Consider the following 23,813-nt stretch of genomic DNA (forward strand, 5'->3'; position numbering starts at 1 on the left):
GGTGCGGGGTCTGCTTCGAACAGCCCCGTGCAACTGTTCAGGTTGATGGTTCACCGGTGGGAAGGGACCGGGCCATGCCACGGCCTGTCCGAAAGGACGACCAGGATCCACTCGGTCTCCTTCCCACCTCAAACCATACACCAGAACCAACACACAGGATCCTCGGGTCTGCGCTGCGTCGCTGCGCTCCTTGCTCCGCCCGTGGATGACGAAGGGACGGGCGTTCCGGCCAATCTCGAAGGTGGCCCTGCCAAACAATCGGTTGAAACCTCGGCGTCCAGGAACGAGGTTTGAATTTTCCACCGACACCCGCCAAAATACCGGCCGCAACCTTACCGAAGAGGCGCCGATGTCCGAGATCGCCCATATCACAGCCGCCATCTTCAAGCGCGCCGGCAAGGCCAAGCGCTTCGTCGTCGCCATTGCCGGTCCGCCGGGCTCCGGCAAGTCGACACTGTCGGCGAGCCTGCATGAGCTTTTGCCTGAGGGCAGTTCAGAGGTCGTGCCGATGGACGGCTTCCATTATGACGACATCATCCTCAACCGCCGCGGCCTGCGTCCCCGCAAGGGCGCGCCGGAAACCTTCGATTTCGCCGGCTTCGAGACGCTGCTGAAGCGCATCCGCTCCGGCGAGCCCGACATTGCCATCCCGGTCTTCGACCGCAGCATCGAACTGTCGCGCGCGGCGGCCGAGATCGTTTCCGCCGACACCAAATTCATCCTGGTCGAGGGCAATTACCTGCTGCTCGACGAGGAGCCGTGGTCGCGGCTGGCGCCTTTGTTCGATTTCACCATTTTCGTCGACGTGCCGCGCAATGAGCTCGAGCGCCGGCTGATGGAGCGCTGGCGCGAGCATGGCAAGTCGGATGAGGACGCCCGTGCCTGGATCGCCTCCAATGACATGCCCAACATCGAACGGGTGCTGGCGCGGCGTCGGCCGGCCGACATGGTCGTTGGTCAATGACTGATCGTTGGTTAACGACCCTGATGATTGGTTAACCTGCTCAATTTTCAATATTTTCCGGCGGGAACTTTAAGGTTTTCACCCCGTTATCACTCTGTTCCGAATTGTCCGGCGACGGAGCAATTCCGAAAGGGCGCGCAACCGCCTTCCGTTCGGAATTGCGAAAGAAAACAAGCAGGAGCCGTCAGATGGCAACCAACAGCAGAAAACCCGTGGCCAAAAAAACCCGGGCCACCCAATCCAGAGCGACGCAGGCCAAGGCCGGCGCCGGCCCCGCGACTGCCGAGCGGTCGAAAGACGCCAAGCTGGCCTTTGGCAAGGCGGCACCGAAGAAAGTGACGCCCGGCACGGCTCACAAGGCGGCGGCCCATAAGGTCGAGGCCAAGAGCGCGAAACATCCCAAGCCGGCGGCAAAGAAATCAGGCCCGATCCGCGCCGTGGCCACCGTCGCGACAGGAGCGGTCGTCGCGACCGCGCGGCTTGCGGCCTCCATGCTTGGCCGCAGTGGCGCCAAGGCCAAGGCGAAATAGCCCTTTAGGGTTTACGCATCCGCGAGGCAGGCTGCGGCGAAGTCGCTGCGCCCGACCATCCTTCCCTGAATAGCTTTAGCCCCTTGCCGGAATGGTGAGGCCGCGCTTCACCGCCGGCCGTTCCAGGCCACGCTCCAACCATGCGGCGACGGTCGGGAAATCATCGAAGCCGACCAGCTCCCGCGCCTCGTAGAAGCCGATCAGGTTGCGCACCCAGCCCAGCATCGACACGTCCGCAATGGTGTAGTCGTCATCCATGATCCACTTGCGGCCCTTCAGCCGCGTTTCGAGCACGCCGATCAGCCGCCGCGATTCGTCGCGATAGCGCTCGAGCGGCCGCTTGTCGGCAATTTCGCGCCCGGCGAATTTGTGGAAGAAGCCGACCTGCCCGAAGATCGGGCCGATCGCCGCCATCTGGAAGAACACCCACTGGATCGTCTCGTAGCGGCGCGCCGGATCGGCGGGAATGAGCTTGCCGGTCTTGTCGGCCAGATAGAGCAGGATGGCGCCGGACTCGAACAGGCCGATCGGCTTGCCGCCCGGGCCGTCCGGGTCGATGATCGCCGGGATCTTGCCGTTCGGGTTGAGCGACAGGAACTCCGGCGTCCAGCTCTCATTCTTGCCGATATCGACATAATGCGGCTCATAGGGCAGGCCGATTTCCTCGAGCGCGATCGAGACCTTCACGCCATTGGGCGTCGTGGCGGAATAGAGCTGCAGGCGCTCGGGCTGCTTGGCCGGCCAGCGCTTGGCGATCGGAAAGGCGGACAGGTCGGTCATCGGAAACTCCGGACAGGGATTGGCGCCGGGCGGCGCTCATGGCGGGGTGAGCAAGAATTAGGTCTGCGGCCGGCCGGGATCAATACACCGGCAGCCGGCTGCCACGCGCCAACCGGCAGGCTGCACTCAGACGGCCTTGAAGGCCAGCACCGCGTTGGTTCCGCCGAAGGCGAAGCTGTTGCTGAGCGCGGCGCGCACCTTTCGCTCGCGCGCCGTGTTGGGCGTCACGTCGAGGTCGCATTCCGGGTCCGGCTCGCGATAATTGGCGGTCGGCGGCACGATGCCGTCGCGGATCGCCATCACGCAGGCGATCATCTCCAGCCCGCCGGAAGCGCCGAGGCAATGCGCATGCATCGACTTGGTAGAGGAGACTGAGAGAGAAGGGGCGTGGTTGCCGAAGACGCGCTTGATCGCGGCGGTCTCGATCTGATCGTTGGCCTTGGTACCGGTGCCATGCGCGTTGAGGTAGTCGACGTCTTCCGGGTTCAGCCCGGCATCCGCCAGGCAGAAACGCATCGCCGCTTCCGGTCCCTCGACGGTCGGCGCGACGATGTCGGAGGCATCGGCGGAAAGCCCGACGCCGGCGATCTCCGCCAGAATCGTGGCGCCGCGCGCCGTCGCGTGATCGTAGCTTTCGAGCACCGCCATGCCGGCGCCTTCGCCAAGCACAAGGCCGGCACGGTCAGCGGAGAACGGCCGGCAGGTGTCGGGTGAAAGCACCCTCAGCGCCTCCCAGCCCTTCAGCACGCCCCACACCAGCGGCGCTTCGGTGCCGCCGGCGACCATCACGTCGGCGCGGCCGAGCCTGATCTGGTCGACGGCCGAGGAGATCGCATGATTGGCGGACGAGCAGGCCGACGTGGCGCCGAAAACAGGGCCGCGCAGGCCGAGCGCCATGCTGACCTGGCCGGCGGCCGCGCCCGGCATCACTTTCGGCACGGTGAAGATGGCGGCGCGGTTGCGTCCCTCGAGCAGGATCGCGCGGTAATTCTCCTCGATGGTCTCGAAGCCCGCGACGCCGATGCCGACGATCGCGCCCATCCGGTAGGTGTTGTCGGCATGCGCCGTCAATCCGGATTGCCGCATGGCTTCGCGCGCCGCGATCACCGCCAGCAGGCTGAAGCGGTCCATCGACACGACCTGCTTGCGGTCGATGCCATGGTCCGGCAATTGCTTGATTTCGCAGCCGGTCTTGACCTTGAGGTCATGCAGCGACGGATTGTCGATCGGGCCGATGGCCGAGCGGCCGGCGCGCATGGCGTCCCACATCGCCGCCGCATCGTTGCCGAGCCCGCAAATCCCGCCGATGCCGGTGATGACGACCCGTTTTTGCATGCAGTCAGGCTTTTTTCGCGATCAGTTCGCGAACCGCCTCGACCATGTCGCCGACGTTCTTGAGGTTGCTCCAGGCATCGACCGTGTTCATCTCGATCTCGATGCCGTACTTTTCTTCGAGATCGAAGATGATCTCGGTCAATTCCAGCGAATGGATGCCGAGCGTTCCGAGATCGGTGCTGGCGGTGATCTCCTCACCGCCGGTGTCGGCATGCGCTTTGATCTTTTCGATGATCTCGGTCGTCAGTTGGTCAGCCATTCGGTTCCTTCCCTGTCGTTTCCCGACGCCAACTGATCAGCGCCCCTTTTGATCCCCGGATCCAACAACGCCGTTGCCCTTACCTCGCCAGACACCGCGCGACCGCTCCAGGGTGGCTTCCCTCTATAGAAACCAAAACGTTGTCAAGCAACAAGCGATATATCGACAAAGTCGCCGGAGTGCTTAACCTGGAATCGTGGACACGATCGAGAACACCTTGGCATCCAACCCCGCCTCGCCTTTGGCCGCTCCTGCTTTGCCTGCCGCGCAACGTGTTGCAGGGCGAGCCAGGCTTTTCTGCGGCAAGGGCGAGGGCCGGACGCGCCTGCAGCGGCTCTATCAGGATGGATCGGCCAAGATCCGCCTGCCGGCGGTGCAAGGCGATCCGCTCGAGGCAGTGCTGATCAACACAGCCGGCGGGATGACCGGCGGCGACCGCCTTGGCTGGACGATCGAGGTCGGCGCCGGCGCTTCCGCCTCCATTACCACCCAGGCCTGCGAGAAGGTCTATCGCGCCGCCGCCGACAGGGCCGAGACAAGCGTCGGCCTGCGGGTCGGTCCGGGCGGCCGCATCGCCTGGCTGCCGCAGGAAACCATCGTTTTCAACCGCGCCGCCTTCGCCCGCACGCTGGATGTCGATCTCGCGGAGGATGCCGAAGCGCTGGTGCTCGAAGCCACGCTGTTCGGCCGGCTGGCGATGGGTGAGCGGACGGTTCAAGGCAACTTCCACGACCGTTGGCGGGTCCGCCAGGGCGGCGTGCTGATCCATGCGGAGGATTTCCGGCTCGGCCCGGATATCGCGGCAACGCTCCAGCGGCCGGCGGTGACCGGTGGCGCGCTTGCCGTCGCGACGCTGCTGCTCGTTTCGCCGCAAGCGGAAGACCTGCTGGACAAAGTCCGCGCCATCATCGGCGATCCCGGCATCGGCGGCCCCGTTATCAGTGACTGCGGCGGCGCGAGTTTCTGGAGCGTCGGCCGATCTGGCAAGCTTCTTGCGAGGCTCTGCGCCGGCGACGGCTACCAGCTCCGCAAGCGGCTGGTTCCGCTCGTCGAACTGCTCAACGGTCGAGCTGGCCTGCCTAAATTGTGGTCACTCTGATCTGAAATACCGGGACATTGCATGAATCTTACGCCGCGTGAAAAAGACAAGCTGCTCATCGCCATGGCGGCGATGGTGGCGCGCAAGCGCCTGGAGCGCGGCGTCAAGCTCAACCATCCCGAAGCCATCGCCCTGATCACCGACTTCGTCGTCGAAGGCGCGCGTGACGGCCGCCCGGTCGCGGAGCTGATGGAGGCCGGCGCCCATGTCGTCACCCGCGCCCAGGTCATGGACGGCATCGCCGAGATGATCCACGACGTCCAGGTCGAAGCGACGTTTCCCGACGGCACCAAGCTGGTGACCGTGCACGAACCGATCAGGTGAGAAGGGCCGATGCTGGAACTGCGACCCAATTGCGAATGCTGCGACAAGGATCTGCCGCCGGAGGCGGCCGATGCGCTGATCTGCACCTTCGAGTGCACGTTCTGCGCCGACTGCGTGGATAGTGTGCTGGGCGGCGTCTGCCCGAATTGCGGCGGCAATTTCGCGCCGCGGCCGATCCGCCCGGCCGCCAAGCTTGCGAAATATCCGCCGTCGACCAGGCGCGTGCTCAAGGCCGAAGGCTGCGGCCCGCGCAAGGCCGCTTAACCAGGTCAATGGGAAGGGCACAAAAGATGATCTCCGCCTCGACGAAACGCAGCACGCTCGCCGTCATCCTCCTGCTGGCCGCGGCGATGCCCGCTTATGCCCATGTCGGCATCGGCACGGCCTCTTCCTTCACCGCCGGTTTGGCGCATCCGCTGTCCGGCCTCGACCACATGACGGTCATGATCGCCGTGGGCCTCTGGGCCGCGCTGAAGGGGGGCAAGGCGATCTGGGCGTGGCCGCTTGCCTTCGTCGGCGTGATGCTCGCCGGCGGCGCGCTCGGCATGCTGCATGTGCCGGTGCCTTTCATCGAGCCGGGCATCCTCGCGTCCGTCGTGGCGCTCGGCCTGCTGGTGGCGCTGGCGATCGACCTGCCGGTCTCGGCCGGGGTGGCCATCATCGGCCTGTTCGCGCTGTTCCACGGCCATGCTCATGGCACCGAGGTGCCGGAAAATGTCGGGGGCCTGGACTATATGGCCGGTTTCGCGATGGCCACGGCACTGCTCCACGGCTTCGGCCTCGCGGCCGGTCTCGGCGTGGGCTCGCGCTTCGGTGGCCTGGCGCGCGCAGCCGGTGCCGCCTGCGCGGCGACTGGCATTGGCCTGGCCTTCGGCATGGTGTGAGGGCGCGATGATCCCCGGTGAAATTATTGCGGCCAAAGGCGATATCGAGCTCAACAAGGGCCGTCCGACCGTCACGCTCAAGGTCGCCAACAGCGGCGACCGTCCGATCCAGGTCGGCAGCCATTACCATTTCTTCGAGACCAATGAGGGCCTCAAATTCGACCGCGAGCGCGCACGCGGCATGCGGCTCGACATTGCCGCCGGCACCGCCATGCGCTTCGAGCCGGGGCAGGAGCGCGACGTCACCCTGGTGCCGCTGGGCGGCAAGCGCGAGGTCTATGGCTTCCAGCAGAAGGTGATGGGCAAGCTGTGACGGCCGTCGGTGCGCTCACATCACCTCGGCGGCTTGGCGGCCGCGTAGATGACGACCTTCCCCGGATTGTCGAACTCCACGGCGAGCACGTCCTCGGCCTGCACGCGCCGCGAATCGATCGCGTTGAAGAGCAAGGCGTTCGCCTCGATCTCCTGGCGCAGTTCGGCGACGTCCTCCTGATGCTGCTTCATCTTGTTCTCGATGGCTGGAGGCGGCCCGCCTTCGCTGCGCGCCGCATCGGTCAGGAACACGATATCGACCCTGTCGAGCTTGGTGGTCTTGCGCACCGTACCGATATTGTCGCGGGTGCGGTCGATGGCCGTGATGACCTTTCCGGCCTCCGTCCGGGCGAGCGCCTCTTCCTGGCGGACATCGGAATCGACAATCGCCGCGGCAGGCCTGCCGTTGTCCAGCGGCTGCGCCGCGGACGCCGCCTGGGGCGTGGCCAAGAAAAGCGCGGCGGCAACCACGGAACTGCATTTTGCAAAAGGCCGAGTATTCGCCATCGTTCGCTCCTGACTGAACTCGTGACGGGGCGAAAACAGCGAAACGGTCCGGTCTGGCCAGTGGTTCCCAGCAAAAGCCGGACGGCGGACCACGAGGCGGCCCGCATTCCCTTCAAAATACGGTTGGCGGACCGCAAGGCGGCCCGCCCTGGCGCGCAATCAGCTCGCTTTCTTGGTGATCAGCGTCAGCGCGCCATTGGGCTGCATGCTAGCGGCGATCACCTGCGCCGAGCTCATGCCCTTGGCTTCGAGCGCGGATTTCACCTTGGGCGTGGCGTCGATCGACTTGCGCAAGGTCTGCAGGCCGGCATCGCCGCGCTGCGCAACGATCTGGTTCACCTGCGTCTGCGCGTCCTTGGGCAGTTCGGTGATGTCGACGACGTTGACGCTCTGGATAGACGGCACCGCGGACTGGGCTTTCGGCGCGGCGGGGGCGGCCGGCGACGGGCTGGGCTGCGGCGTCGGTTGCTGCTGGGCGCCGGCAGCGCCCGCCATCATCAAGGTGGCGGCTGCGGCGACAAGTATCGCGTTGCGCATGGGTATTCCTTCCATCGGATTGGGAGTGATTCCGCCCGCCTCAACGGCCCGATGGGAACGCTGAAATGGGCGCTCAAAGTGTCGCCGGGCGGGTCATTGCGTGACCATTGGGTGGCGACAATGTGTGCCCCGCGCGCAAACAATTGGAATTTCGGGAGCAATTGCTGATGGCCAGGATAAGCCGCGCCGCCTATGCGCAGATGTATGGACCGACAGTCGGCGACAAGGTGCGGCTTGCCGACACCGAGCTTTTCGTCGAGGTCGAGAAGGACCTCACTGTTTACGGCGAGGAAGTAAAATTCGGTGGCGGCAAGGTCATCCGCGACGGCATGGGCCAGAGCCAGGTCACGCGTTTGGGCGGCGCGGTCGATACCGTCATCACCAACGCGCTGGTCGTCGATGCGCTCGCCGGCATCGTCAAGGCCGATATCGGCCTGAAGGACGGCCGCATCGCCGCGGTCGGCAAGGCCGGCAATCCGGACACGCAGGATGGCGTCACCATCATCATTGGTCCGGGCACCGAGATCATCGCCGGCGAAGGCAAGATCCTGACGGCCGGCGGCTTCGATGCGCACATCCATTTCATCTGCCCGCAGCAGATCGAGGAGGCGCTGATGAGCGGCATCACCACGATGCTGGGCGGCGGCACCGGTCCGGCGCATGGCACTTTGGCCACCACCTGCACGCCCGGCCCCTGGCACATGGCGCGCATGATCCAGTCTTTCGACGCCTTCCCGATGAATATCGGCCTGTCGGGCAAGGGCAACGCGTCAAGGCCGGCGGCGCTGGAAGAGATGGTGCTGGCCGGCGCCTGCTCGCTGAAGCTGCATGAGGACTGGGGCACCACGCCGGCGGCAATCGATTGCTGCCTGTCGGTCGCCGACGACTATGACGTGCAGGTGATGATCCACACCGACACGCTGAACGAGTCAGGCTTCGTCGAGAACACCGTGGCGGCGATCAAGGGCCGCACCATCCATGCCTTCCACACCGAGGGCGCCGGCGGCGGCCATGCGCCCGACATCATCAAGGTCTGCGGCCTGCCCAACGTCATCCCGTCCTCGACCAATCCGACCCGGCCTTACACCGTCAACACGCTGGCCGAGCATCTCGACATGCTGATGGTCTGCCACCATTTGTCGCCGTCGATCCCCGAGGACATCGCCTTCGCAGAGAGCCGCATCCGCAAGGAGACCATCGCGGCCGAGGACATTCTGCACGACATCGGCGCCTTCTCGATCATCTCCTCCGACAGCCAAGCCATGGGCCGCGTCGGCGAGGTGGCGATCCGCTGCTGGCAGACCGCCGACAAGATGAAGCGCCAGCGCGGCGCGCTGCCCGACGAAACCGGCGACAACGACAATTTCCGCGTCCGCCGCTACATCGCCAAATACACCATCAACCCGGCCATCGCGCACGGCCTGTCGAAGGAGATCGGCTCGATCACGGTCGGCAAGCGCGCCGATCTCGTGCTGTGGAATCCGGCCTTCTTCGGGGTGAAACCCGAAATGGTGCTGGTCGGGGGCTCGATCGCGGCCGCACCCATGGGCGATCCGAACGCCTCGATCCCGACGCCGCAGCCGATGCACTACCGGCCGATGTTCGGCGCCTATGGCAAGGCGCTGACCAACTCCTCGGTGACCTTCGTCTCCAAAGCCGCCTTCGATGCCGGCCTGCAGGAAAGGCTCGGTGTAGACAAGGCGATGGTCGCGGTCGAGAACACGCGCGGCGGCATCGGCAAGCATTCCATGGTGCTCAACGACGCCACGCCGCATGTCGAGGTCGATCCCGAAACCTATGAGGTTCGCGCCGACGGCGAGCTCTTGACCTGCGAGCCGGCGACTGTGCTGCCGATGGCGCAGAGGTATTTTCTGTTTTGAGGTGAGGCTGGTCCGATTAGCGGGCAAATGTCGTTGCGGCTCGCGCTCGCGGATCGCAATATGCTGCAAAGCAGTAGCATTGTGATCAGGCATGCCCACCGAAATCGCCTCCCAGCACGACATCTTCCCGCACATCCGCATCGTCATGGGCATGGTGATCGGCCTCGGCGTCACGCGACTGCTTTCGGGAACCGCCCGCATCGTCCAGCATCCCGGCCAATACCGGCTCTATGCGGTGCATCTCGCCTGGGTTGCCTCGGTGCTGTTGATGCTGGTGCATTTCTGGTGGTGGGAGTTCGGCCTCTACGCCATCGAGAACTGGACCTTCGGCAAGTACCTTTTCATCATCTTTTACGCCATCACGCTGTTCCTGCTCTGCGCGCTGCTGTTTCCGGATTCGATGCTCGATTACACCAGCTACGAGGACTATTTCTATTCGCGCCGCGCCTGGTTCTTCGGGGTGCTCGGCGCGACCTATCTGCTCGACGTCATCGACACGCTGCTCAAGGGCCCGGAGCATTTCGCCCGCTTTGGCAACGAATATCTGTTCCGCACGCCGGTCTTCGTGGCGCTCTGTATCGTGGCGATCCTGGTGCGCGACAAACGCTTCCACATCGCTTTCGTCGCGGCTGCGCTGATTTACCAGATATCGTTCATCCTGCGGCTGTTCGACACCATCGTCTGAGCGTTCGCAATGCGGTAGGGTTCTCGGAAAAGGCAAGAGTTCAACCATGTACAAGGCTGTCGGATCGCGCGGCTCCCGCGTCAGCCGGGTGCTCTGGATGCTCGAGGAGCTCGGGCAGCCCTACGAGTTTGTCGAGGTGAAGCTGCGCTCGCCGGAAGCCTACGCGCTCAACCCTTCAGGCAAGGTGCCGATCCTGATCGACGACGACCTTAAAATCACGGATTCCGCTGCGATCTGCGTCTATCTGGCCGACAAGCATGCCGACAAAGGCATGGGCGCCAATCCGGGTGTTGCCGGGCGCGCCGAGATGGATTCCTGGATGCATTTCGCCCAGAGCGAGCTCGAAGCGCCGCTGTGGAACAAGCTGCGCCACCGCTTCCTGCTGCCAAGGGATGTTCGGGTCAATGTCGGCCCGGCCGCGGCGTATGATTTCGCATCCGAAATAAAAGCGCTGGATCGCCGGCTTGGCGACAAGCCTTACGCGCTGGGCGACCGCTTCTCGGCCGTCGACGTCCTGCTCGGCGATATGGGCGGCTGGGCCCGCGCCGGAAGATTCCCGATCGACTCTGAACGGGTCGGCGCCTATTTCGACCGCGTGCTGTCGCGACCCGCTCGTGCCCGCGCCCAAGCCAATGGCGGAGCCATGAAATGAAGCTCAACATCACCACCGATTTCACCAAGTTTCCACGTGCCGTCTCGGTGCTTGCCGCCGGCGATCCGGCTTCGGCCACGCCCTACGACAAGGCCGTGCTGCCGCATGACGAGCGCCATCTGCGCCGCCGCGCCATCGAGACCGCGGCCGGCGACAAGGTGTTGGTCGACCTGCCCGAACCGGTGGCGCTTGCCAATGGCGACCGGCTGGTGCTGGAGGACGGCCGCCAGCTCGAAATCGTCGCGGCGCCCGAAGAGGTCTACGACATCCGCGCCCGCGACACAGCTCACCTCACTGAGCTAGCTTGGCACATCGGCAATCGTCACCTCGCGGCGGCGATCGAGGCCGACCGCATCCTCATCCTGCGCGACCATGTCATCAAGGCGATGCTCGAAGGCCTCGGCGCCACGGTGAGCGAGGTTTCGCAGCCGTTCAGCCCGGTGCGCGGCGCCTATTCCGGTCACGATCACGGCCATTCGCACGACCACCATGACCATCATGGCCATGACCACGACCACCATGACCATGATCATCACGACCACGACCATCACCACCACGGCCACCATCATCATCATGACTGAGCAGCTTTCCACCGTCGCACTTTTGCGGCTAATGGCCTGGCTGTCGCCGGCCTTTCCCGTCGGCGGCTTCTCCTACAGCCACGGGCTCGAGCGTGCCGTGCACGATGGCCTGATCGCCGATCGCGAAGATCTCGCCGGCTGGCTGGAGACTCTGGTCGAGATGGGGTCGGGCTGGAACGACGCCGTGCTCTTCGCCGAAAGCTGGCGTCGCGCGCGTGACGGCGGCGACCTGGCGGAAGTCGCCACGCTGGCCGAGGCGCTTGCCGGCTCGCGGGAGCGTCATCTCGAAACCATGCTGCAGGGCACGGCCTTTCTCCAGGCGGCCTCCGCCTGGCCGTCTCCGGTGCTGCAGCGCCTGCCGGCCGACTGCCCCTATTGCGTTGCGGTCGGCGCCGTTGCCCGCAGCGGCGGCATCGATCTTGCGCAGGCGCTGTCCGCTTTCCTGCAGGCTTTCTTCTCCAATCTCGTGCAGGCGGCGATCAGGCTCGGCGTCCTCGGCCAATTCGACGCGGTCGCATTGTTAGCCGGCTTCGAAACCTTGGCCATGAACACGGCTGCCCGCGCAGCAGCGTCTACGCTCGATGATCTCGGCGGCGCGGCTTTCATGTCCGACATAGCGGCGATGCAGCACGAAACGCAATATTCCAGGCTGTTCCGCTCATGACCGTGTTTGCCGCCATCCTCTCCTTCGTCCTGCTCCTGATCACCACGCTGCATGTCTATTGGGGCATAGGCGGCATCTGGCCGGGCATGGACCAGGCGTCATGCGCCCGCGCCGTCGTCGGCTTCCGCGGCATCGATGAGATGCCGTCGTCCTTCGCGAGCTTTGCCGTCGCCGCTTGCCTGGGACTGGCGACGCTCTGGCCGCTGGCGCTCGCCGGCGTGTTCGCCACGCCTTTTCCAAGAGAAGGCCTGGCGGCCACCGCATTGATGATCGGCCTCGTCTTCCTCGGCCGCGGCATTGCCGGCTTCACGCCCTGGTGGCGCCGGCTTGCGCCCGAGCAGCCTTTCGCGCGGCTCGACCAAAGTCTCTATTCGCCGCTCTGCCTGTTGATCGGGCTGGGCTTCGCAATCCTCGCCATCACGGAGTTCCCGGCATGACGTCGAAAAACGGTCCTCTTCGCATTGGCATTGGTGGCCCCGTCGGCTCCGGCAAGACGACGCTCACCGAAAAGCTCTGCAAGGCGTTGCGCGACGATTTTTCAATCGCCGTCGTCACCAATGACATCTACACCAAGGAAGACGCCATGATTCTGGTGCGCCTGCAGGCGTTGCCGGAGGAGCGCATCGTCGGCGTCGAGACTGGCGGCTGTCCGCACACCGCCATCCGCGAGGACGCCTCGATCAACCTGCGGGCGATCGCGGAGTTGAACAAAAAGTTCCCCGACCTCGATATCATCTTCATCGAGTCCGGTGGCGACAATCTCGCCGCCACCTTCTCGCCCGACCTTGCCGATCTGACGCTTTATGTCATCTCGGTCTGCCAGGGCGAGGAAATCCCGCGCAAGGGCGGCCCGGCCATCACCCGCTCGGATTTCCTCATTATCAACAAGAGCGATCTGGCGCCCTATGTGAACGTCAACCTCGACGTCATGGAGAGCGATGCCGGCCGCATGCGCGGCAAAAGGCCGTTCGGCTTCACCGACCTGTCGCGCGGCAAGGGCTTGCAGGACGTGATCGACTTCATCGTCGAGCAGGGCGGGCTGCAGTCGGAACGGCCTGCCGCGTAAGCCGCTGACCTACCAGTTTGCGGTTGCTGGCAGCGGCGTCGCACGGCATTCTCATCCAAACAGGAGGATTTTCCATGAGCCTTGCCCGCCTGCATAAGGAACCGCTGAGCAACCTGCCCTATTACGAGGAGCGGGTCGACCTCGCTGCCGCCTTCCGCTGGACCGCGCGGCTCAACATGCATGAGGCGGTGGCCAACCACTTCTCGCTGTCCGTCAATGAGGACGGCACGAAATTCCTGATGAACCCGAACCAGGTGCATTTCTCGCGCATCAAGGCGAGCGACTTGCTCCTGATCGACGCCAACGATCCCGAAACGCTGTCCGGGCCCAATGCGCCCGATCCGACCGCCTGGGGCCTGCATGGCGCCATCCACCGCAACGTGTCGCATGCGCGCTGCGCCATGCATGTTCATTCGATCCACGCCACCGTGCTTGCCTCGCTGGCCGATTCGACGCTGCCGCCGGTCGACCAGAACTCAGCCATGTTCTTCAACCGCCATGTCGTCGACGCCAATTACGGCGGGCTCGCCTTCGAGGAGGAGGGCGAGCGCTGCTCGCAGCTTCTCACCGACCCTAAGGTCAAGGTAATGGTCATGGGCAATCACGGCGTGATGGTCATCGGCGACACGGTAGCCGACACCTTCAACCGCATGTTCTACTTCGAGCGCGCCGCCGAGACCTACATCAAGGCGCTGTGGACCGGCCGCCCGCTGCGCACGCTCTCTGACGAGATTGCCGAGAAGACCGCGCGCGAGATGGACGATTATCCCGGCCAGGCCGAGCGCCATCTGGCGGAACTGAAAGCGATCCTCGACGAGGAAGAGCCGGTCTACCGGAATTGACCTTTCTTCCTTCTCCCCGTTCACGGGGAGAAGGTGGTCCGAAGGATCGGATGAGGGGCGGCGCCGACCTTGGCGGTCTCGCTAGAGTCCGAGTTCTTTCCTCAATCCCTCAGCGCTGTTGATCACAATCGCTCCGGCCGGGCCCTCCATCGGCGCTTCGGGCCAGAAGATCGTCTTCATTCCGGCCGCCAGTCCGGCCATGGCGCCCGTGAGGCTGTCGTCGACGGCGAAAGCATCCGCCGGGTCGACGCCGGCGAGATAAGCGGCGCGCAGGAAGGGTTCGGGAAGCGGCTTGCCGTCGATCACGTCGTTGCGGCTGACCGTCATCATGCCCGGATAGGTGAGGCCGACGGCGCGCAGATTGGCATCGACGATCAGCCGGTCGGAATTCGAGACCACCGCCTGCTCGACGCCGAGCGCGCGCAATTCATTGAACACCTCGATCGCGCCGGGGCGCGGCTTCAGCGTTTCGGCCAGCGGCAGGTAGTGATCGTATTTGCGCACGATCCAGTCGTCGAAGGGCAGGCCGAGGCCGAACTCGTCGCGCAGCATCTCGTAGACCGGCCATGCCGCGATGCCCAGCACGCGCTCATGCAAATCGTGCGGCGGGGCGATGCCGACGCTGCGCAGCGCCGCCACAAGGGCTGCCTCATGCAGCGGCTCGCTGTCGACCAGCGTCCCGTCCATATCCCAGAAAACGGCTTTCGGCGTCATGCGCGGCTCCCTTCGCCGATCCCCTTAATCGGTTTCCCAGTGGAGATAAACCATCCCGCCGGCAAATGGTCGCAAGCGCGACGAATTGATCCTTTGTTAGCCCGCTGGACGCCCAAGCAATTGCTCTTTCGATAGACAATTGCGCGCCGGCATATTCGCTGTAAGCTATGGCGCCCGTTTCGGCATTGCGGGCTGGGAGGCAGGACGTGAATTCGCGACAGGAAACCGGCAGCACCAGGTTGGACGACGCCGCGCGCGCCGGCTGGCTTTATTATGTTGCCGGCAACACGCAAGACCAGATCGCCGCCAAGTTGGGCATTTCCAGGCAGACGGCGCAGCGGCTGGTATCGCTGGCGATGTCCGAGGGCCTGATCAAGGTGCGGGTCGATCACCCGATCGCCAACTGCCTCGACCTTGCCGCCCGGTTGAAGTCACGCTTCGCGCTCGACCTTGTCGAGGTGGTGCCGAGCGATCCGACATCGAACTCGACGACCATAGGCATCGCCGAGGCGGCGGCGGCCGAGATCGAGCGCCGGCTGCGCTCGGAAGCCCCCATCGTCATGGCGATCGGCACCGGACGCACGCTGAAGGCGGCGATCGAGCAACTGCCGCCGATGGACTGCCCGCAGCACAAGGTCGTGTCCCTGACAGGCAACATCTCGCCGGACGGCTCGGCCGCCTTCTACAACGTCATCTTCACCATGGCCGACCGCGTCAAGGCGCGGTCCTTCCCAATGCCGCTGCCGGTCATCGCCTCCTCGCCGGAGGAACGCGAAATGCTGCTCAACCAGCCGATGATCCAGCCGACGCTGGCGCTGGCCGCGGAAGCCGATGTCACCTTCGTCGGCATCGGCGATCTCGGGCCAAAGGCCCCGCTCTATGAAGACGGCTTCATCTCCGAAAGCGAGTTGAAGGCGCTTCAGAAGGCCGGCGGCATCGCCGAGATCGTCGGCTGGGTCTTCGACCGCGAAGGCCGCATGATCGAGGGCATCACCAACGACCGCGTGTCTTCCGCCGCGCTGCCGTCGCGGGAAAAGTCGCTGGTCATCGCCTTGGCCATGGGCGACCGCAAGCTGCCGGGCATCCTCGCCGCCGTCAACCGCCGGCTGGTCAATGGCCTCATCACCGACGAGCGGACGGCCGAAGCCCTGCTTGCCGGCTGATCGCCGATAAAAAAGAGCCGGCTATTGCGAGGGCCCGCGCGGGTCGTTGCCGTCGAGAAAACCCATGTCGCGCTGCAGATGCCCGGATAGTTCCCGGACATCGATATAGCCGCGCCTGCGGCCCGAAAACCTTGCAAATCCCCGCACCAGCGTGAAAAACCAGCCGTGTGTCGGGTTGGAAACGAGTTTTTCCTGAACCGTGACCATGATCGTCAGCCTTCGCTATGCTTGAACTGGATTGATCGTTGATCCCAAATATCGGTCTGGCTGGTTCGTGCTTCCAATTAAACCTCGATCATGACCCATAAGGAGGCCTTATGCCCGATTTGAACTCTCCACAGCTTGCGCCGCTGCCGCCACTGCCGGCGATCCGGGTGTTCGAAGCGGTGGCAAGACACCTGTCCTTCACCAAGGCGGCGCAGGAATTGGGCATGACCCAGGCGGCTGCCAGCTACCAGATCAAGGTGCTAGAGGAACGCATCGGCGCGCCGCTGTTCCTGCGCCGTCCGAAGCAGATCGAGCTGACCGAACCCGGCCAGCGCCTGGCGCCCGCGGTCAGCGAAGCCTTCGCCATCTTGGGTCAGGCCTATGCCGCTGCGCGCGGCGGCGCCGACGGCCTGCTTTGCGTCACCACCGTGCTGACCTTCGCCTCGAACTGGCTGGCCCAGCATCTGGGTGCGTTCCAGATTGCCCATCCGGCCCTTGCGTGCGGCTCGACACGTCGAGCCGCCTGACCGATTTCGCGCGCGAGGATGTCGATCTCGCCATCCGTTCAGGCGGCGGCAAATGGCCGGGCCTTGAGGCGCATAAGCTGCTCGACGCCGATTTCACGCCGATGCTGAGCCCCAAGCTCGCGGCGAGCATAGGCGGCGTCAAGGAACCGGCTGACCTGTTGCGCCTGCCGATCCTCGATCCCGGCGACATCTGGTGGACGCAATGGTTCGAGGCCGCCGGCGTGACCGGGCATGATCTCGCCAAGCGGCCGGGCTCCAGCATGGGCGCGCAGGCCTATGAGGCCAACGCGGCGATGGCCGGCCATGGCGTGGCGATCCTGACCAGGGCGCTGTTCAAGAACGAGATCGCCGACGGCCGCCTGGTCCAGCCCTTCGACCTGGTCGGCGACGACGGCCACGCCTACTGGCTGGTCTATCCGACGGCCCGCCGCAACGTGCCGAAGATCCGGGCCTTCCGCGACTGGATCCTGGCCGAGATCGCCTGCCCGTAAGCCGGCTGCCTTCAGCTCCCGTCTCCAATGTGCCGGCCGCGTCGCCGGACAGGGTCACGTAGCGTCATTTCTGCTGCGCTGCAGCATCGATTCCGCCTTGACATAAATCATGGCAAGTGAGTAATTGCTCAAAGCCAAGGCAAATGCTCATCTTGGTTTAAGGGAGGAATTTGATGAAACTTCGCACGCTCACCCTGGGCCTGTTGTCGGCCAGCGCCCTTGCTTTCGCCGCGCATGCCGAATCCATCACCATCGCCACCGTCAACAATGGCGACATGGTCCGCATGCAGAAGCTGACGGACGACTTCACCAAGGCCAACCCCGACATCCAGCTCAACTGGGTCACCCTTGAAGAGAACGTGCTGCGCGAGCGCGTCACCACCGACATCGCCACCAAGGGCGGCCAGTACGACGTCATGACCATCGGCACCTACGAGGTTCCGATCTGGGCCAAGCAGAGCTGGCTGCTGCCGCTCGACAAGCTCGGCGACGACTATGACGTCAAGGATATCATTCCGGCCATCGCCGGCGGCCTTTCGGTCGACGGCAAGCTCTATGCCGCGCCTTTCTACGGCGAAAGCTCCTTCGTCATGTACCGCAAGGACCTGATGGAGAAGGCGGGCCTCAAGATGCCCGACGCGCCGACCTGGGACTTCATCAAGCAGGCCGCCGACAAGATGACCGACCGCGCCAATGGTGTGAACGGCATCTGCCTGCGCGGCAAGGCCGGCTGGGGCGAGAACATGGCCTTCCTCACCGCCATGTCGAACTCCTTCGGCGCCCGCTGGTTCGACGAGAACTGGAAGCCGCAGTTCGATCAGCCGGAATGGAAGAACACGCTGCAGTTCTATGTCGACCTGATGAAGGCCGACGGTCCGGAAGGTGCTTCGTCAAACGGCTTCAACGAGAACCTGGCGCTGTTCCAGCAGGGCAAGTGCGGCATGTGGATCGACGCCACGGTCGCCGCGTCCTTCGTCTCCGATCCGAAGGCCTCGCAGGTCGCCGACAAGGTCGGCTATGCGCTGGCGCCCGACAATGGCCTCGGCAAGCGCGGCAACTGGCTATGGGCGTGGTCGCTGGCGGTCCCCGCCGGCACCCAGAAGGCCGATGCCGCCGAGAAGTTCGTCTCCTGGGCAACCAGCAAGCACTATGCCGAACTGGTCGCCTCGAAGGAAGGCTGGGCCAACGTCCCTCCGGGCACGCGTTCTTCGCTCTATGCCAATCCGGAGTACCAGAAGGCCGCGCCCTTCGCCAAGATGACGTTGGACTCCATCAACGCCGCCGACCCGACGCATCCGACGGTCAAGCCGGTGCCTTATGTAGGTGTGCAGTTCGTCGCCATTCCTGAATTCCAGGGTCTTGGCACCACCGTCGGCCAGCTCTTCTCGGCCGCCCTTGCCGGCCAGTCGAGCGTCGACGATGCCCTCAAGCAGGCCCAAGACGCGGCCACCGCGGCCATGACCGAAGGCGGCTACATCAAGTAAGGCTCCTCCCGGTGCCGAACGCCGGTCGCCCATCATGGCCGGCAAGGGGCCGCCCGAAACCCAGTTCGGGCGGCCACCCTTCAAAACCGGGAAGATTCTGGGCACAACTCTGAAAATCCGGCTGACCTTGGGAGGGTGACCGTCATGGCTACTCAGCAAACCCGTTCGCTTGCCCGTTTCATGATGGCGCCATCGGTGGTCCTGCTGTTCATCTGGATGATCGTGCCGCTCGTCTTCACGATCTACTTTTCGCTCCTGCAGTACAATCCGCTGAACCCGATCCGCGACGGCTTCGTCTGGTTCGCCAACTACAAGCTCTTCTACTCCAATCCGGCGTTCTTCGCCGCCATCCTCAACACGCTCACCATCGTCGTCAGCGTGCTGGTCATCACCGTAGTTGGCGGCATCCTTCTGGCGATGCTGCTCGATCAGCCGATCTGGGGCCAGGGCATCGTGCGCATCCTGGTCATCTCGCCGTTCTTCGTCATGCCGCCGGTCGCGGCACTGGTGTGGAAGAACATGATCATGCACCCGCAATATGGCGTCTTTGCCGATATCGCGCGCTTCTTCGGCGCCGAGCCGATCGACTGGTTCGGGCAGCATCCACTGACCGCAATCATCCTGATCGTCGCCTGGCAATGGCTGCCTTTCGCCACGCTGATCCTGCTGACCTCTCTGCAGTCGCTCGACGGCGAGCAGAAGGAAGCGGCCGAAATGGATGGCGCCGGCTTCCTCAGCCGCTTCATCTACCTGACGCTGCCGCATATGTCGCGCGCCATTACCGTCGTCATCCTGATCCAGACGATCTTCCTGCTCTCGGTCTATGCCGAGATCCTGGTCACCACCAATGGCGGCCCCGGCTACGCCTCCACCAACCTGCCCTTCCTGGTCTACCAGAAGGCGCTCTTGGAGTTCAAAATCGGCCAGGCATCCGCCGGTGGCGTGATCGCCGTCATTCTCGCCAACATCGTTGCCTTCTTCGCCATGCGCGCCGTCGGCAAGAACCTGGACAAGTGAGGGAGGACCCGACATGGCCCGCGCAGTCACCACCCAGCACAAGACCATCGCCACGGCCGCGGCCTGGGTCGTCGCCCTGCTGATCTTCTTTCCGATCCTCTACACGATCATCACATCGTTCAAGTCGGAGCAGGAGGCGATCCAGGGCTTCAACCTGATCCCGTCCGGGACCTTCGAGAGTTATTCGGAGGTCCAGCAGCAGAGCGGCTACTTCAAGTTCTTCTTCAATTCGGTGCTGCTCTCGGTCGGCTCGACCGTCCTCGCGCTCATCGTCGCCATCCCGGCGGCGTGGTCGATGGCGTTCTCGCCGACCAAGCGCACCAAGGACATCCTGATGTGGATGCTGTCCACCAAGATGATGCCGGCCGTCGCGGTGCTGTTCCCGATCTACCTGATCTTCCGCGATAGCGGCCTGCTCGACAGCCGCATCGGCCTCACCGTCATGTTGATGCTGATCAACCTGCCGATCGTGGTCTGGATGCTCTACACCTATTTCCGCGAGATCCCCGGCGAGATCCTGGAAGCGGCGCGCATGGACGGCGCCTCGCTCTGGAACGAGATCATCTATGTGCTGACGCCAATGGCCGTTCCCGGCATTGCCTCGACCATGCTCTTGAACATCATCCTCGCCTGGAACGAGGCGTTCTGGACCATTCGGCTCACCACCACCAACGCCGCGCCGCTGACGGCCTTCATCAGCTCCTTCTCCAGTCCGCAAGGCCTGTTCTGGGCAAAGCTCTCGGCGGCCTCGACATTGGCGATCGCGCCGATCCTGATCATGGGCTGGTTCAGCCAGAAGCAGCTGGTGCGCGGCCTGACCTTTGGCGCCGTGAAGTAGGAACGCCCACGCGGCGGACGACGAAGACCATCCCCGGGAGGAAACCATGGGAAACATCACGCTCAAGAACGTCTCCAAGTCCTTCGGGTCGACGACGATCATTCCGAACATCGACCTCAACATCGAGGACGGCGAGTTCGTGGTGTTCGTCGGCCCCTCGGGCTGCGGCAAGTCCACGCTGCTCAGGCTGATCGCCGGGCTGGAGGACACCAGCGGCGGCACCATCTCGATCGATGGCCGCGACGTCACCCGCGAGGCGCCGGCCAAGCGCAAGCTCGCCATGGTGTTCCAGTCCTACGCGCTGTATCCGCATATGACGGTCGCCAAGAACATCGCCTTCCCGCTGAAGATGGCCGGCGAGGACCAGGCGACCATCGACAAGAAGGTGAAGGACGCCGCGCGCGTCCTCAACCTCACCAACTATCTCGAGCGGCGTCCAGGCCAACTCTCCGGCGGCCAGCGTCAGCGCGTCGCCATCGGCCGCGCCATCGTGCGCCAGCCCTCGGCCTTCCTGTTCGACGAGCCGCTGTCCAATCTCGATGCAGCGCTTCGCGGCACGATGCGGCTGGAGATCAGCGAGCTGCACCATCAGCTGAAGACGACGATGATCTACGTCACCCACGATCAGGTCGAGGCCATGACCATGGCCGACAAGATCGTCGTGCTGAACGCCGGCAACATCGAGCAGGTCGGCTCGCCGATGGAGCTCTACAAGACGCCGAAGAACCTCTTCGTCGCAGGCTTCATCGGCTCGCCCAAGATGAACATGATCGAAGGCGCGCCGGCGGAGAAATACGGCGCCAAGACCATCGGCATCCGGCCCGAGCATCTCAATATCTCGACCTCGTCCGGCGACTGGAAGGCGACGGTCGGCGTTGCCGAGCATCTCGGCTCAGACACCTTCCTGCACGTCCAGGCAGACGGCATCGGCACGGTCAATGTCCGCGCCGACGGCGAGGTCGCGGTCAGGCATGGCGACACCGTCTACCTGACCCCCGACAAGACCAAGCTTCACCGCTTCGGCGCCGACGGCAAGGCGCTGGCCGCGTGAGGACGGGACAGTGAGGTTGAGAGGCAAATCGGCGCTGATCACCGGATCGGCGCGCGGCATCGGCAGGGCTTTCGCCGAGGCCTATGCGCGCGAAGGCGCGACGGTGGCGATTGCCGACATCGACCTCGACGCGGCGCAAGCGACGGCGAAAGCGATCGGATCCGCGGCTTACGCAATCCGGCTCGACGTCACCGACCAATCCTCGATCGAGGCGGCGGTGAAGGCGGTCGAGGCGAAGGCCGGCGGTCTAGACGTGCTGATCAACAACGCCGCGATCTTCGACCTGGCGCCGATCGTGGAGATAACCAGGGCGAGCTACGAAAAACTGTTCGCGGTCAATGTCGCCGGCACGCTGTTCATGCTGCAGGCGGCCGCCCGCTCGATGATCGCGCGCGGCAAGGGCGGCAGGATCATCAACATGGCGAGCCAGGCCGGCCGCCGCGGCGAGCCGCTGGTCGCGGTCTATTGCGCCACCAAGGCCGCCGTCATCTCGCTGACTCAATCGGCCGGGCTCGACCTCATCAAGCACCGTATCAACGTCAACGGCATCGCGCCGGGCGTCGTCGACAGCGACATGTGGGACCAGGTCGACGCGCTGTTCGCCAAATATGAGAAGCGGCCGAAAGGCGAGAAGAAGCGGCTGGTCGGCGAAGGCGTTCCCTATGGCCGCATGGGCAAGCCGGAGGACCTCGCCGGCATGGCGGTTTTCCTCGCCAGCGACGAGGCCGAATACATCGTCGCCCAGACCTACAATGTCGATGGCGGGCAGTGGATGAGTTGAACGGTTGAGGGGGAAGGCGCTTCTCTCTTTCCTCCGGAGAAGACGCCATGGGGCAGGTGAGGGGCAGCGGACTGGAACACCAGGCGCCGCCCCTCACTCCCACTCCACAGGAGGCGGAACAGTCGGGCTGCGGATCGGCCAAAGGGTAAAATGAGATGACCGTGAAACTCTCTTCCTCCAATCTCGCCAGGCTGCCGGCCAAGGTCGCCGGTCCGAAATATGATCGCTCTGCGTTGAAGGCCGGCATTGTCCATTTTGGCGTCGGCAATTTCCACCGCTCGCATCAGGCGGTCTATCTCGACGATCTGTTTGCTACCGGCGAAGGCCATGACTGGGCGCTGATCGGCGCCGGCGTGTTCGAAGGTGAGAAGATCGGCCGTTCCAAGCTGCAGGAACAGGACTGGCTGACCACCGTTGTCGAGCAGGACCGGGGTCACATGAGCGCCCGGGTCACCGGCGCCATGATCGATTTCCTGACGCCCGGCGATGCCGCCGCGACCATCGACCAGCTTGCCGATCCAGCGATCAAGATCGTGTCGCTGACCATCACCGAAGGCGGCTATTTCATCGACCCGGCCTCCGGCAAGTTCAACCCGGCTCATCCCGACATCGTCGCCGACGCGCAGCCGGGCGCCACGCCGAAAACCGTGTTCGGCATCATCCTTGCCGGCCTGCTGCGCCGTCGCGCCGACGGCATCGTGCCGTTCACCGTCATGTCCTGCGACAACATCCCCCACAACGGCCACGTTACCTCAGACGGCGTCATCGGCCTCGCCCGGCTGATCGACGAGGACCTCGCCAGATGGGTCGAGGACAAGGTCGCCTTCCCGAACGGCATGGTCGACCGCATCACGCCGGCCACCACCGACCGCGAGCGCAAGATACTGGCCGACGATTTCGGGCTGGAGGACAATTGGCCGGTGTTCTGCGAGCCGTTCAAGCAATGGGTGCTGGAGGACCATTTCACCGCCGGCCGTCCGGCGCTGGAGAAAGTCGGCGTGCAGTTCGTCAAGGATGTGTCGCCCTACGAGCTGATGAAGATCCGCATCCTCAATGGCGGCCACGCGACAATAGCCTATCCGGCCGGGCTGATGGACATCCATTTCGTCCATGAAGGCATGCAGGAGCCGCTGGTGCGCGCATTCCTGTCGAAGCTCGAGCATGACGAGATCATTCCGACCGTGCCGCCCGTGCCGAACACCGATCTGGAGGACTACTACCAGCTCATCGAGCGCCGTTTCTCCAATCCCAAGATCGGCGACACCATCCGCCGGCTCTGCCTCGACGGCTCCAACCGCCAGCCGAAATTCATCATCCCGACGATTGCCGACCGGCTGAAAGCGGGCAAGGGCGTTGCCGGCCTCGCGCTGGAATCCGCGCTCTGGTGCCGCTACTGCTTCGGCACCACCGACAGCGGCGCGGTCACCGAGCCGAACGACCCCAACTGGGATCGCATGCAGGCCACCGCGAAGGCCGCGAAGGGCGATCCGAAGGCCTGGCTGGCGATGGATGACATCTATGGCGATGTCGGCCGCTCGCCCGTCTTCGCCGGGGCCTTCGCCCATGCCTTGAAGGCGCTGTGGGCGAACGGCGCGCGCGAAACCCTGACGCGCTATCTCGCCGGCAAGCTCTGACGCTC

General features: G+C 64.4%; 29 protein-coding genes and 1 pseudogene. 23 read left to right on the plus strand and 7 right to left on the minus strand.

The annotated features are described in order from the left end of the window. The first annotated feature begins 349 nt into the window (after positions 1-349). Entirely contained in the window at positions 350-964 is a 615-nt protein-coding gene (locus EN852_RS31860; protein WP_127879878.1) for a nucleoside triphosphate hydrolase, read from the plus strand. A 212-nt stretch (positions 965-1,176) separates the two neighbouring features. Then, positions 1,177-1,494: a hypothetical protein gene (locus EN852_RS31865; RefSeq protein WP_348643498.1), complete on the plus strand. Its 318-nt coding sequence runs from the start codon at positions 1,177-1,179 to the stop codon at positions 1,492-1,494. 75 nt (positions 1,495-1,569) lie between these two features. On the opposite strand, the gene EN852_RS31870 is transcribed toward EN852_RS31865, so the two are convergent. From EN852_RS31870 to EN852_RS31880, 3 genes are all read right to left on the minus strand, one after another. Then, complete coding sequence (locus EN852_RS31870; RefSeq protein WP_127879880.1) at positions 1,570-2,274, minus strand: glutathione S-transferase N-terminal domain-containing protein; 705 nt, start codon at positions 2,272-2,274, stop codon at positions 1,570-1,572. A 126-nt stretch (positions 2,275-2,400) separates the two neighbouring features. Next, a complete protein-coding gene (locus tag EN852_RS31875) occupies positions 2,401-3,609 on the minus strand; it encodes a beta-ketoacyl-[acyl-carrier-protein] synthase family protein (RefSeq protein WP_127866743.1) in 1,209 nt (402 codons plus the stop codon). Between the two features lie 4 nt (positions 3,610-3,613). Beyond that, positions 3,614-3,868, minus strand: a complete 255-nt coding sequence (locus EN852_RS31880) for an acyl carrier protein (protein WP_041003067.1) — start codon at positions 3,866-3,868, stop codon at positions 3,614-3,616. Between the two features lie 256 nt (positions 3,869-4,124). Between EN852_RS31880 and EN852_RS31885 the strand changes: the two genes are divergently transcribed. Genes EN852_RS31885 through EN852_RS31905 form a run of 5 tightly spaced genes read left to right on the plus strand, consistent with a single transcriptional unit; the run spans position 4,125 to position 6,488 of the window. Then, the gene (locus EN852_RS31885; protein WP_246694469.1) at positions 4,125-4,967 is read left to right on the plus strand and encodes an urease accessory protein UreD; all 843 of its coding nucleotides are present in this window, start codon (positions 4,125-4,127) and stop codon (positions 4,965-4,967) included. 21 nt (positions 4,968-4,988) lie between these two features. Next, positions 4,989-5,291, plus strand: coding sequence for an urease subunit gamma (locus tag EN852_RS31890; protein WP_041003069.1), 303 nt, complete (start codon positions 4,989-4,991; stop codon positions 5,289-5,291). Positions 5,292-5,300: 9 nt separating this feature from the next. Further along, a complete protein-coding gene (locus EN852_RS31895; protein WP_127879881.1) occupies positions 5,301-5,555 on the plus strand; it encodes a DUF1272 domain-containing protein in 255 nt (84 codons plus the stop codon). A gap of 26 nt (positions 5,556-5,581) precedes the next feature. Further along, on the plus strand, positions 5,582-6,175 hold the full coding sequence (locus EN852_RS31900; protein WP_127879882.1) for a HupE/UreJ family protein: 594 nt from the start codon (positions 5,582-5,584) through the stop codon (positions 6,173-6,175). A 7-nt stretch (positions 6,176-6,182) separates the two neighbouring features. Continuing rightward, entirely contained in the window at positions 6,183-6,488 is a 306-nt protein-coding gene (locus tag EN852_RS31905; RefSeq protein ID WP_127878387.1) for an urease subunit beta, read from the plus strand. Between the two features lie 20 nt (positions 6,489-6,508). On the opposite strand, the gene EN852_RS31910 is transcribed toward EN852_RS31905, so the two are convergent. Then, positions 6,509-6,994 (minus strand): hypothetical protein, encoded by a 486-nt coding sequence (locus tag EN852_RS31910; protein WP_127879924.1) that lies wholly within the window; start codon positions 6,992-6,994, stop codon positions 6,509-6,511. Positions 6,995-7,153: 159 nt separating this feature from the next. After that, entirely contained in the window at positions 7,154-7,531 is a 378-nt protein-coding gene (locus tag EN852_RS31915; RefSeq protein ID WP_127866738.1) for a hypothetical protein, read from the minus strand. Between the two features lie 164 nt (positions 7,532-7,695). On the opposite strand from EN852_RS31915, the gene ureC reads away from it, so the two are divergent. The 8 genes from ureC to EN852_RS31955 all read left to right on the plus strand — a co-directional run bounded on the left by ureC (position 7,696) and on the right by EN852_RS31955 (position 13,901). Next, the gene (gene ureC / locus EN852_RS31920) at positions 7,696-9,411 is read left to right on the plus strand and encodes an urease subunit alpha (RefSeq protein WP_189546302.1); all 1,716 of its coding nucleotides are present in this window, start codon (positions 7,696-7,698) and stop codon (positions 9,409-9,411) included. A 91-nt stretch (positions 9,412-9,502) separates the two neighbouring features. Continuing rightward, positions 9,503-10,096, plus strand: a complete 594-nt coding sequence (locus EN852_RS31925; protein ID WP_127866736.1) for a hypothetical protein — start codon at positions 9,503-9,505, stop codon at positions 10,094-10,096. A gap of 46 nt (positions 10,097-10,142) precedes the next feature. Further along, a complete protein-coding gene (locus EN852_RS31930) occupies positions 10,143-10,748 on the plus strand; it encodes a glutathione S-transferase family protein (protein WP_127879884.1) in 606 nt (201 codons plus the stop codon). Then, on the plus strand, positions 10,745-11,329 hold the full coding sequence (locus tag EN852_RS31935) for an urease accessory protein UreE (RefSeq protein ID WP_127879885.1): 585 nt from the start codon (positions 10,745-10,747) through the stop codon (positions 11,327-11,329). Before EN852_RS31930 ends, EN852_RS31935 begins: the two co-directional genes overlap by 4 nt. Further along, positions 11,322-11,993: an urease accessory protein UreF gene (locus EN852_RS31940; RefSeq protein ID WP_127879925.1), complete on the plus strand. Its 672-nt coding sequence runs from the start codon at positions 11,322-11,324 to the stop codon at positions 11,991-11,993. The genes EN852_RS31935 and EN852_RS31940 overlap by 8 nt, the downstream gene beginning before the upstream one ends. Further along, positions 11,990-12,430, plus strand: a complete 441-nt coding sequence (locus EN852_RS31945) for a DUF3995 domain-containing protein (protein ID WP_127879886.1) — start codon at positions 11,990-11,992, stop codon at positions 12,428-12,430. The genes EN852_RS31940 and EN852_RS31945 overlap by 4 nt, the downstream gene beginning before the upstream one ends. Continuing rightward, on the plus strand, positions 12,427-13,059 hold the full coding sequence (ureG, locus tag EN852_RS31950) for an urease accessory protein UreG (protein WP_127879887.1): 633 nt from the start codon (positions 12,427-12,429) through the stop codon (positions 13,057-13,059). The genes EN852_RS31945 and ureG overlap by 4 nt, the downstream gene beginning before the upstream one ends. A 74-nt stretch (positions 13,060-13,133) precedes the next feature. Next, entirely contained in the window at positions 13,134-13,901 is a 768-nt protein-coding gene (locus EN852_RS31955) for a class II aldolase and adducin N-terminal domain-containing protein (protein ID WP_127879888.1), read from the plus strand. 81 nt (positions 13,902-13,982) lie between these two features. Here EN852_RS31955 and EN852_RS31960 read toward each other — a convergent pair whose 3' ends face one another. Next, positions 13,983-14,615: an HAD family phosphatase gene (locus EN852_RS31960; RefSeq protein WP_127879889.1), complete on the minus strand. Its 633-nt coding sequence runs from the start codon at positions 14,613-14,615 to the stop codon at positions 13,983-13,985. A gap of 206 nt (positions 14,616-14,821) precedes the next feature. Here EN852_RS31960 and EN852_RS31965 point away from each other — a divergent pair, with 206 nt between their 5' ends. After that, the gene (locus EN852_RS31965) at positions 14,822-15,778 is read left to right on the plus strand and encodes a sugar-binding transcriptional regulator (RefSeq protein WP_127866729.1); all 957 of its coding nucleotides are present in this window, start codon (positions 14,822-14,824) and stop codon (positions 15,776-15,778) included. 21 nt (positions 15,779-15,799) lie between these two features. Here EN852_RS31965 and EN852_RS31970 read toward each other — a convergent pair whose 3' ends face one another. Next, positions 15,800-15,985, minus strand: coding sequence for a hypothetical protein (locus EN852_RS31970; RefSeq protein ID WP_127878409.1), 186 nt, complete (start codon positions 15,983-15,985; stop codon positions 15,800-15,802). Positions 15,986-16,095: 110 nt separating this feature from the next. Here EN852_RS31970 and EN852_RS31975 point away from each other — a divergent pair. From EN852_RS31975 to EN852_RS32005, 7 genes and pseudogenes are all read left to right on the plus strand, one after another. Continuing rightward, positions 16,096-17,003 (plus strand): annotated as a pseudogene (locus tag EN852_RS31975) (LysR substrate-binding domain-containing protein). 173 nt (positions 17,004-17,176) lie between these two features. After that, on the plus strand, positions 17,177-18,487 hold the full coding sequence (locus tag EN852_RS31980; protein WP_127866726.1) for a sugar ABC transporter substrate-binding protein: 1,311 nt from the start codon (positions 17,177-17,179) through the stop codon (positions 18,485-18,487). 144 nt (positions 18,488-18,631) lie between these two features. After that, positions 18,632-19,504, plus strand: a complete 873-nt coding sequence (locus tag EN852_RS31985) for a sugar ABC transporter permease (RefSeq protein WP_127866725.1) — start codon at positions 18,632-18,634, stop codon at positions 19,502-19,504. A 13-nt stretch (positions 19,505-19,517) separates the two neighbouring features. Beyond that, positions 19,518-20,342: a carbohydrate ABC transporter permease gene (locus EN852_RS31990; protein WP_127866724.1), complete on the plus strand. Its 825-nt coding sequence runs from the start codon at positions 19,518-19,520 to the stop codon at positions 20,340-20,342. A 46-nt stretch (positions 20,343-20,388) separates the two neighbouring features. Beyond that, the gene (locus EN852_RS31995; RefSeq protein WP_127866723.1) at positions 20,389-21,393 is read left to right on the plus strand and encodes an ABC transporter ATP-binding protein; all 1,005 of its coding nucleotides are present in this window, start codon (positions 20,389-20,391) and stop codon (positions 21,391-21,393) included. 10 nt (positions 21,394-21,403) lie between these two features. Further along, complete coding sequence (locus EN852_RS32000; RefSeq protein WP_127879890.1) at positions 21,404-22,174, plus strand: L-iditol 2-dehydrogenase; 771 nt, start codon at positions 21,404-21,406, stop codon at positions 22,172-22,174. A gap of 155 nt (positions 22,175-22,329) precedes the next feature. After that, the gene (locus EN852_RS32005) at positions 22,330-23,808 is read left to right on the plus strand and encodes a mannitol dehydrogenase family protein (protein WP_127879891.1); all 1,479 of its coding nucleotides are present in this window, start codon (positions 22,330-22,332) and stop codon (positions 23,806-23,808) included. Positions 23,809-23,813: the final 5 nt, after the last annotated feature.

Source organism: Mesorhizobium sp. M2E.F.Ca.ET.209.01.1.1 (genome assembly GCF_004010375.2).
Classification (GTDB): Bacteria; Pseudomonadota; Alphaproteobacteria; order Rhizobiales; family Rhizobiaceae; genus Mesorhizobium.